The following is an 8,784-nucleotide window of genomic DNA, read 5'->3' as shown; positions in this document are numbered from 1 at the left end:
GGGGGCGGCGGACGGATTCTGGTGCCAGCTGTGCTTGCACTTGGCGCAACGCACGGTGCGGCCCTCGCTGCCGATGGCAGCATCGGGCACTGCATAGCGGGTGCCGCAAGCTGGGCAGGCAATGATCATGTCACAAACGGCAATAGTCCTCGCGCCTTTTCGCACAAGAGCGCGCGCAACACACGCCCCTATTTACCCCGCGTTTTCCACATTGGGGCGTGATTGCGCCAAGATTGCGGGGTGTAAATCGCCTTCACCGGCCCCGCCCGGGCGTTCTTCGGCTTTTCGCAGGCGTGCCCCCCTGTTAGGTGCGCCTGCATGAGCGAAAATCTCGCGGGCCATGTGAAATTCGACAATGTCGGGCTGCGCTACGGCACCGATCCCGAGGTGCTGAGCAACCTGTCCTTCACGCTCTACCCCGGCAGCTTCTACTTCCTCACCGGGGCGAGCGGCGCGGGCAAGACCAGCCTGCTCAAGATGCTCTACCTCGCGCAGCGCCCCTCGCGCGGGGCGATCCGGATGTTCGGGCAGGATCTGGTAACCATGCCCCAGAGCCGCCTGCCCGAGCTGCGCCGCCGGCTCGGGGTGGTGTTCCAGAACTTCCGCCTCGTCCCCTATCTCACCGCCTTCGACAATGTCGCCCTGCCGCTGCGGCTGGCGGGTGCCGAGGAGAAGAAGGTGCAGCGCGCAGTCGGCGACATGCTCGACTGGGTCGGCCTTGCGCACCGCGCCCATGCCGACCCGCCGAGCCTGTCGGGGGGCGAGCAGCAGCGCGTCGCCATCGCCCGCGCGGTGATCGCCCGGCCGAAGATGCTGATCGCCGATGAGCCGACCGGCAACGTCGACCCCGACATGGCGCTGAAGCTGCTCCGCCTGTTCGAGGCATTGAACAACCGCGTCGGCACCACGGTGGTGGTCGCGACCCACGATGTGCACCTGCTCAAGAAGGTGCCGGATTCGCTCATCATGCGCCTCCACAAGGGCCAGCTCTCCGACCCGACCGGCGCGCTGCGCTATCCGCCCATGCCGGGCGGGAGCTCGGCACCGTGAGCACGCTCCCCCCGCTCCCTGCCGAGGCCGAGGACGGCGAGCCCGCGCCCGAGCGCCCGCGCGGGCGCGCCGCGGCGCGGCTGCTGCCGCCGCAGCGCCTGACCGGGCCGATCCCCTGGGTGATCGCGATCCTGATCGCGCTGGTGGTGATCGCCGCCGCCGGAGGCCTTGCCCTGCGCAACCTCTCCACGGCAGCGAGCGCGGGGCTGTCGAGCGCGGTGAGCGTGCAGGTGATCGAGCCCAACCCCGATCTGCGCGAGGCGCGGACCGCCGCGGCGGTCAAGGTGCTGACCGGCCTCGCCGGCGTCACCGCGGTGCGCGCCGTGCCCGAGGCCGAACTCGCCGCGATGCTCGAGCCGTGGCTGGGCGAGGGCGCTGCCAGTGGCGACGTGCCGATCCCGGCGCTGATCGACGTCGATCTCGCCGCGAGCGCGGGGCCGGCCGAAGTCGCGCGGATCGAGGCGGCAGTGAAGGCCGCGGTGCCGGGCGCGCGGGTCGATGCGCAGGGCGATTTCCTGCGGCCGGTCACCGATGCGCTCGCGGCGCTGCAATGGCTCGCGCTCGGTCTGGTGGCGCTGGTCGCGCTGGCGACCGCGGCGGCGGTGTGGCTCGCGGCAAGGAACGCCTTTGCGGCGGCGCGCGACACGGTCGAGATCATGCACCTGCTCGGTGCCAGCCAGCGCCAGATCACCTCCGTCTTCCTGCGCGACGTGCTGCGCGAGGCGATCTTCGGCGCGGCCCTGGGCGCGGGACTCGGGGTCGCGGCGGTGTGGCTGCTCGGCCGGCAATTCGCCGCCCTGGGCAGCGGGATGGTGAGCGGCGGCGGCCTGGTGTTCGCCGACTGGCTGGTGATCGGCGCGATTCCGCTGGCAGGCGTGCTGCTGGCGGGCCTGACCGCGCGCATCACCATTGCGCTTGCCCTCAAGGACATGCTGTAGGGGCCTGGCGATGTTCCGGCGTGCCCTCTCTCTCCTGTTCCTTGTCTGGGCACTCGGCTTCCTGTGGTTCGTCGTGTTCCTGCCCAAGCCTTCCGACGGGGTGACGACCGATGCGGTGATCGTCCCCACCGGCGGCCCCGGGCGGATCGCGCGCGGGCTCGCCGTGCTCGACCGGGGGCTCGCCAAGCGGATGCTGGTGAGCGGGGTCGACCGGGAGGTCCGCCCGCAGGAATTCGCAGCCCAGTTCGGCGTCTCCCCGCGCACCATGGCGTGCTGCGTCACCCTCGGCTTTGCCGCGGTCGACACCCGTTCCAACGCCTCGGAAACCGCCAAGTGGGTGGCGCAGAACGAGGTCCGCTCGCTGCGCCTCGTCACCACCGACTGGCACATGCGCCGCGCCGCTGGAGAGCTTGACCGTGCCCTCCCCGAATTCGTCACCGTGGTGCGCGACGCGGTGCCCTCGCAGCCCGATCTCGGCACGCTGTTCCTCGAATATCACAAGCTGATCGCGAGCCGCGCGGCGGGGATCGCCGACCTTTGAGGACGCTGCTCGCAGGCCTCCGCTCGCTCGTCTTCTACGCCCTGTTCTATGGCGGTAGCGCCTTGCTGGTGATCGCATCGGTAATCGCGGTCGCGGCGCGGCCCGCATGGCTCGCCGGGATCGTCGCGCGCTGGGGGGCGTGGCACCTGTGGTGCGTGGAGCGGCTGCTCGGGATCGAGGTGGTGCTCGAGGGCGCGCTGCCGCAGGGGCCTGTCCTGATCGCGCTCAAGCACGAGGCCTTCTTCGAGGCGATCGACACCCCGCGCCTGTTCGCCCACCCCGCGGTCTTCGCCAAGCAGGAGCTGTTCCGCATCCCCGGCTGGGGCTATTCCGCGCTGGTCTACGGCCTCATCCCCGTGGCGCGCGAGGAGGGGGCGAAGGCGCTGCGGGCGATGATCGCGAGCGCCAGGGAACGGGTCGAGGCGGGCCGCCCCCTCGTCATCTTCCCCGAGGGCACCCGCGTCCCCCACGGCACGCAGCCGCCCCTGCAAGCGGGCTTCGCCGGGCTCTACAAGCTGCTGCGCCTGCCGGTGGTGCCGATCGCGGTGAATAGCGGGCGGCTCTACCACCACCCGATCAAGCGCCCGGGGCGGATCACCTACAAGGTCGGCGAGACGATCCCCGCAGGCCTCCCGCGCGAGGACGTCGAAGCGCGGGTGCACAAGGCGATCAACGCGCTGAACGGGTAGGGCCGCAAGGGGCAGGCGCCCCGCCGAGGCAAATCCCGGGGTCGCTGCGGATCGGTTGCATTTTTAATCGGATAGCAACGAAGGGAACCTAGCCATCGTGCGTTGCGGCACCGAAGGGGCACGTTCCAATGTATCTCGCGGATGATGAAGCGCCGGCCGGACAGACAGGTGCAGAGGGCGCACAGGCGCTGCGTCCGGTAGCAGGCGAAACGCCGGGTGCGGCGACGGTCAAGCCGGTTGCCGCAAGTGCGCTGGCGCTGGCTGCAGCGGCCTGCGGCGGCGGCGGAGACGGCGGCGGCACGGGCGGAACCGGCGGCGGCGGTCCGCCGGTCGCCACCGCGCGCAAGCCGCAGACCGATGCCGAAGCGGCGCGCTTCCTGCTCCAGGCCTCCCTCTCGGCCTCGCCCGGCGCGATCGCCGAACTGCGAAGCGAAGGCTTCGAGCCCTGGCTCGATCGCCAGATGCGAACCGCCAACGACCAGACCGGTGCCGGCTTCCTGTCCGCGCGCGGCTTCGATCAGGTCACCGCCGCACGCTTCTTCGACGGCACGATCACCGGCGACTACATGATCTGGTCGCAGCTGCTCTCGGGCGGCAACCCGGTGCGCAAGCGCATCGCCTTTGCCCTGTCCGAGTTCTTCGTCGTCTCGCTGACCGGCATCGACATGGTGTGGCGCGCACCGGCGATCGCCGCCTATTGGGACACGCTCAACGCCCGCGCTTTCGGCAATTTCCGCGATCTGCTGCAGGACATCACGCTCAATCCGGCGATGGGCGTGTTCCTCAACACCCGCGGCAACCGCCGCGCCGACGGCTCGGGCCGGGTGCCCGACGAGAACTATGCGCGCGAGGTGATGCAGCTGTTCACCATCGGCCTGTTCGAGCTCAATGCCGACGGCACGCTCAGGATGAACGGCGGCAACCCGGTCGAGACCTACACCAGCGCCGATGTCAGCAACCTCGCGCGGGTCTTCACCGGCTACGATTTCGACCGCGCCGGCCTTGCCTTCACCACCGAGATCGGCGGTCCGCGGCAGATCATCGACCCCGAATTCACCCGCCGCCCCATGACCGCCGACCCGACGCGCTGGGTGCCGGCGCGCACCACCGGGTTCCACTCGCCCGAGGCCAAGACCTTCCTCGGCCTCACCATCCCGGCGAACACCAATGCTGCCGACAGCCTGCGGCTCGCGCTCGACCATCTGTTCAATCACGCCAATGTCGGCCCCTTCTTCGCCAGGCAGATGATCCAGCGGCTGGTGACCAGCAATCCCTCGCCGGCCTATGTCGGACGGGTGGCAGCGGTGTTCGCCAACAACGGGCAGGGCCGGCGCGGCGATCTTGCGGCGGTGTTCAAGGCGATCCTCACCGACAACGAGGCGCTCGATCCGGCCAATCTCGCCAACGCCAATTTCGGCAAGCTGCGCGAGCCGGTGCTGCGCTTTGCGCAGCTGGCGCGGACCTTCGCGGCGCGATCGAACAGCGGCAACTGGCAGGTGGCCGATCTCAGCGATCCGGCCACGGGCCTCGGCCAGAGCCCGCTGCGCTCGCCCTCGGTGTTCAACTTCTTCCGCCCGGGCTATTTCCCCGCCAATTCCGAGATCGCCAATCGCGGCCTGCTCGCGCCCGAATTCCAGCTGGTCAACGAGACCTCGGTGGCAGGCTATGTCAATTTCCTCGAGCGCGCGATAACTGGCGGCCGCGCACCCGTCGCCGACATCACGCTCGATTTCACCGCCGAGATCGCCATCGCGCAGGACAGCGCCGCGCTGCTCGACCGGCTCGATCTGCTGCTGACCGGACGCCAGCTCAGCCAGAGCGTGCGCGACACCATCCGCAGCGCGATGGACGACGTGGCGCTGACCGCTGCCTCCTCCAATGCCGAAAAACTGCGGCGGGTGCAGATCGGGGTCGCGCTGATCCTCGCATCGACCGACTATCTGGTTCAGAAATAAAGCTTCGGGGGACGCGGACATGTTTATCGGCAAGGGGCTCGAGATCGAGCGGCGGGCATTCCTGCGGCGGTCGGCACAGCTGGCGATGATGGGGGGCGCGGCGTCCTACGCGCTGGATCTTGCCGGGCTTGCCGAAGCGGCGGCCTTCAGCAACAGCGGCGGGTACAAGGCGCTGGTCTGCGTGTTCCTCTATGGCGGGAACGATCACGGCAACACGCTCATACCCTTCGATGCGGCGAACTACGCCCGCTATGCCGCGATCCGCGGGACTGCGGGTTCGGAAGAGGCATCGGGCATTGCCCTTGGCCGCAATGCCCTGGCGAACACCGTGCTCGCCACCCCGTCGGACCAGCGGCTGACCGACGACATCACCTATGCGCTCGCGCCCACCATGCCGCGGATGAAGGCGCTGTTCGATGCCGGCGCGATGGCCCCGCTGCTCAATGTCGGCCCGCTGATCCAGCCGCTGACCCGCGCCCAGTACGATGCGGGCGTGGTACCGCGCCCCGCCAAACTGTTCTCGCACAACGACCAGCAATCGACCTGGCAGAGCTCGCAGCCCGAAGGCTCGCGCACCGGATGGGGCGGGCGCATGGGCGATCTGGCGCTGACCTCGAACACCAACGCGATGTTCACCGCGATCAATGCCACCGGCAACGCAGTGTTCCTGAGCGGCCAGACCGCGGTGCCCTATCAGGTCTCGTCTTCCGGGGCGACGCTCTACAACCCGCTCCAGACCGGGCGGCTGTTCAATTCCGCTGCCGCCTCGCAGGCGCTGGACACCATCCTGCGCAGCGGTGCGGGCAATGTGCTCGCCGCCGATTATGCGCAGGTCAATGGCCGCTCGATCCAGTTCGGCACCTTCATCAACGACGCGCTGCGCGGCGTGACCATCAACACCAGCTTCGGCACCGGTAACCGGCTGGCCGATCAGCTGCGGGTGGTGGCCCAACTGATCGCGGCGCGCGGGCGCATCGGGGTGACGCGGCAGGTCTTCCTCGTCTCGCTCGGCGGGTTCGACAACCACGACGGGCTGATCGGCACCCACGAGGCCCTGCTGGCCCAGGTCGATTTCGCGATGGATGCCTTCTACCGCGCGACCGTGGAACTGGGCGTTGCCAGCAACGTCACGACCTTCACCGCCTCGGACTTCGGGCGCACCCTGTCCTCGAACGGCGACGGGTCGGATCACGGCTGGGGCGCGCATCACTTCATCGTTGGCGGCGGGGTGCGCGGGGGGCGGTTCTATGGCCGCGCGCCGCAGGTTTCGGTGACCAGCGATGACCAGGTCGGGCAGGGGCGGCTGCTGCCGACCACCTCGGTCGACGAGCTGTCCTCGACGCTTGGCCTGTGGTTCGGCGTCGCCCCGTCCGAACTGACCTCGGTCGCGCCCAATATCGGGCGCTTCGCCTCGCCCGACCTCGGCTTCATGGCGCCCGCGTCGACGGCCACTGCAGCAGCGAACCGGTAGGATCCGGGGCGGCCCCGCGCCGCCCAAGCCCTGGCCCGCCGGTCAAAGGAGCCTCCCGCGGGGGTGGCTTTTGCGTCCGTGCAGTGGCTCATGGGGCTCGTGCAGGCACTGGGATGAACGTGCGGGGCTGCCTGCTCAGTGATCCCGGCCGAAGTCCGGGCGCTCGTCGTCCTGGCCTTGCTCGATCACCGCGCGGCGGATCGCGCGGGTGCGGGTGAAGAGGTCGAAGAGGGTGTCGCCGTCGCCCGAGCGGATCGCCCGCTGGAGCGCGGTGAGGTCCTCGGTGAAGCGCCCGAGCATCTCCAGCACCGCGCCGCGGTTGGCGAGGAACACGTCGCGCCACATCACGGGGTCGGAGGCGGCGATGCGGGTGAAGTCGCGAAAACCCCCGGCGGAGTACTTGATGACCTCGCTCCGGGTCACGTTCTCGAGATCGCTCGCGGTGCCGACGATGGTGTAGGCGATGAGGTGCGGGATGTGGCTGGTGACCGCGAGGACGAGGTCGTGATGCGTGGCGTCCATCAGCTCGACCTTGGAGCCGAGCGCGGTCCAGAAGTCCGAAAGCGCCGCGACCGCTTCCGGGTCGGCGCTCTCGGGGGGCGTGATGATGCACCAGCGCCCGGCGAAGAGAGTGGCGAAGCCCGCGTCCGGCCCGCTCTGCTCGGTCCCCGCGACGGGGTGTGCGGGGATAATGGTGGCCCCCGGGAGCGCCCCGGCCAGCGCCTCGGCGACCGCGGCCTTGGACGAGCCGACGTCGCTGACGATGGCGTGGGGGGCAAGGCCGGGGGCGATGGCGCGCGCCGCCTCGCCCATCGCGCCGACGGGGACGCAGAGGATCACGAGGTCGGCCCCGGCGACGGCGGTCTCGGGGCTATCGGCGATGGTGTCTGCGAGGCCCCGCTCCGCCGCTCGGGCGCGTACAGCGGGGTCGCGGTCCCAGCCGGTGGTGGTGACGGCAAGCCCCCGCGCCTTGACGGCGAGCCCGATCGACCCGCCGAGCAGGCCAAGGCCGATGATGGCGAGCGAGCGGACGGTCATCCCGCCTCCCCGCACAGCCGCCGAAGCGTGGCGATCACGTCGGTGGTCGCTTGCGCGGTGCCGATGGTGATGCGCAGCGCGTTCGGAAGCCCCTGCGATGGCAGGTGGCGCACCGCGTATCCCGCCTCGGCCAGCGCCTCGAGCGCAGCGGCGGCGGTGACGACGCCCTCGAAGTGGACGAGGAGGAAGTTGGCTTCGCTCGGGCTGGCCCAGATGCCGTGGTTGCCGAGGGCGGCTATGGCGTCGGCCAGCCGGGTGCGCTCGCGGGTGTTGTGCTCGCGGGCGGCGGCGACGAAGGCCTGGTCGCCGAGCGCGGCGAGGGCGGCCTTCTGGCCGCTCACGGACACGTTGAACGCCCCCCGCATACGGTTGACGAGGTCGACGAGGTGCGCCGAGCCCGTGACCCAGCCGACCCGCTCGGAGGCGAGGCCATAGGCCTTGGAGAAGGTGCGGCTGACCAGCACGTTCTCGTGCCTGGCCGCCAGGGCGAAGGCCGTGCTCTGAAAGGCGGGATCGACGTACTCGGCATAGGCCTCGTCGATGACCAGCAGCACGTCTGCGGGCAGGGCGGCGTGGAGGCGGGCGACCTCGGCAGGGGGCAGGAAGGTGCCAACCGGGTTGTTGGGATTGTCGAGCAGCACCACTCTGGTTTGTCCGGTGATCGCGGCAAGGAGGTTGTCGACGCTCGCGGCGTGCTCCTCGGGTGCGGCGAAGACGGGGGTGGCCCCCACCTTCTGCGCGAGCAGCGGGTAGAGCGAGAAGGAGTAGCGCGAGCATACCACCTCGTCCCCTGGCCCGGCGAGCGCCTGCACCGCGCAGTGCAGCAGCTCGCCCGAGCCGGTGCCGCAGACGATCAGCGCGGGGTCGAGACCGTGAACCTCGGCGATCGCCTCGCGCAGGGCCCGCGCGTCGGGATCGGGGTAGTCGGCCGCCACATGACCCGCGCGCAACGCAGCCAGCGCTGCGGGGCTCGAGCCCAGCGGGTTCTCGTTCGCGGACAGCTTGACCAGCGGCTTGCCCGAAGCCGACTTGGACTTTCCGGGGACATAGGCGTGGATCTCGGCGATCCAGGGCTTGGGTTCAGGTCTGGACATGGGAGCGC

Annotated in this window: 9 protein-coding genes; 6 read left to right on the top strand and 3 right to left on the bottom strand. The window is 70.1% G+C overall.

Annotation, left to right across the window (positions count from 1 at the left end; translation table 11 throughout):
* On the bottom strand, nucleotides 1-129 hold a 129-nt coding region (locus tag AX692_RS18780), incomplete at its 3' end, for an MJ0042-type zinc finger domain-containing protein (RefSeq protein ID WP_196491761.1).
* A gap of 189 nt (nucleotides 130-318) precedes the next feature.
* On the opposite strand from AX692_RS18780, the gene ftsE reads away from it, so the two are divergent.
* The 6 genes from ftsE (at nucleotide 319) to AX692_RS03990 (ending at nucleotide 6,644) form a co-directional block, all read left to right on the top strand.
* Entirely contained in the window at nucleotides 319-1,050 is a 732-nt protein-coding gene (ftsE, locus tag AX692_RS04015; protein ID WP_073973934.1) for a cell division ATP-binding protein FtsE, read from the top strand.
* Nucleotides 1,047-1,988 carry a cell division protein FtsX gene (locus AX692_RS04010; protein ID WP_081095126.1) on the top strand — a complete coding sequence of 314 codons (942 nt, stop codon included), beginning with the start codon at nucleotides 1,047-1,049 and terminating at the stop codon, nucleotides 1,986-1,988. Before ftsE ends, AX692_RS04010 begins: the two co-directional genes overlap by 4 nt.
* Nucleotides 1,989-1,998: 10 nt before the next feature.
* Nucleotides 1,999-2,529 carry a YdcF family protein gene (locus tag AX692_RS04005; RefSeq protein ID WP_073973935.1) on the top strand — a complete coding sequence of 177 codons (531 nt, stop codon included), beginning with the start codon at nucleotides 1,999-2,001 and terminating at the stop codon, nucleotides 2,527-2,529.
* Entirely contained in the window at nucleotides 2,526-3,218 is a 693-nt protein-coding gene (locus AX692_RS04000; protein WP_073973936.1) for a lysophospholipid acyltransferase family protein, read from the top strand. The genes AX692_RS04005 and AX692_RS04000 overlap by 4 nt, the downstream gene beginning before the upstream one ends.
* Before the next feature lie 128 nt (nucleotides 3,219-3,346).
* On the top strand, nucleotides 3,347-5,173 hold the full coding sequence (locus AX692_RS03995; protein ID WP_073977054.1) for a DUF1800 domain-containing protein: 1,827 nt from the start codon (nucleotides 3,347-3,349) through the stop codon (nucleotides 5,171-5,173).
* A 19-nt stretch (nucleotides 5,174-5,192) separates the two neighbouring features.
* Nucleotides 5,193-6,644 carry a DUF1501 domain-containing protein gene (locus AX692_RS03990; RefSeq protein ID WP_073974865.1) on the top strand — a complete coding sequence of 484 codons (1,452 nt, stop codon included), beginning with the start codon at nucleotides 5,193-5,195 and terminating at the stop codon, nucleotides 6,642-6,644.
* Between the two features lie 135 nt (nucleotides 6,645-6,779).
* Here the strand turns inward: AX692_RS03990 and AX692_RS03985 are convergent, their stop codons facing one another.
* Both AX692_RS03985 and AX692_RS03980 read right to left on the bottom strand, forming a co-directional pair.
* Nucleotides 6,780-7,682 carry a prephenate/arogenate dehydrogenase family protein gene (locus tag AX692_RS03985; RefSeq protein ID WP_073974864.1) on the bottom strand — a complete coding sequence of 301 codons (903 nt, stop codon included), beginning with the start codon at nucleotides 7,680-7,682 and terminating at the stop codon, nucleotides 6,780-6,782.
* Nucleotides 7,679-8,776 (bottom strand): pyridoxal phosphate-dependent aminotransferase, encoded by a 1,098-nt coding sequence (locus AX692_RS03980; protein ID WP_073974868.1) that lies wholly within the window; start codon nucleotides 8,774-8,776, stop codon nucleotides 7,679-7,681. The genes AX692_RS03985 and AX692_RS03980 overlap by 4 nt, the downstream gene beginning before the upstream one ends.
* Nucleotides 8,777-8,784: the final 8 nt, after the last annotated feature.

Source organism: Erythrobacter donghaensis (genome assembly GCF_001557325.1).
Taxonomy (GTDB): Bacteria; Pseudomonadota; Alphaproteobacteria; order Sphingomonadales; family Sphingomonadaceae; genus Erythrobacter; species Erythrobacter donghaensis_B.
Note: the sequence above shows the minus strand (reverse complement) of the source record. Positions and strands in the feature narration are given on the sequence as shown.

Bases quoted from the DNA above. Each gene is read 5' to 3' on its own strand.
- ftsE (WP_073973934.1), top strand. From the start codon at position 319: ATGAGCGAAAATCTCGCGGGCCATGTGAAATTCGACAATGTCGGGCTG.
- AX692_RS04005 (WP_073973935.1), top strand. From the start codon at position 1,999: ATGTTCCGGCGTGCCCTCTCTCTCCTGTTCCTTGTCTGGGCACTCGGC.
- AX692_RS03995 (WP_073977054.1), top strand. From the start codon at position 3,347: ATGTATCTCGCGGATGATGAAGCGCCGGCCGGACAGACAGGTGCAGAG.
- AX692_RS03990 (WP_073974865.1), top strand. From the start codon at position 5,193: ATGTTTATCGGCAAGGGGCTCGAGATCGAGCGGCGGGCATTCCTGCGG.
- AX692_RS03985 (WP_073974864.1), bottom strand. From the start codon at position 7,682: ATGACCGTCCGCTCGCTCGCCATCATCGGCCTTGGCCTGCTCGGCGGG.
- AX692_RS03980 (WP_073974868.1), bottom strand. From the start codon at position 8,776: ATGTCCAGACCTGAACCCAAGCCCTGGATCGCCGAGATCCACGCCTAT.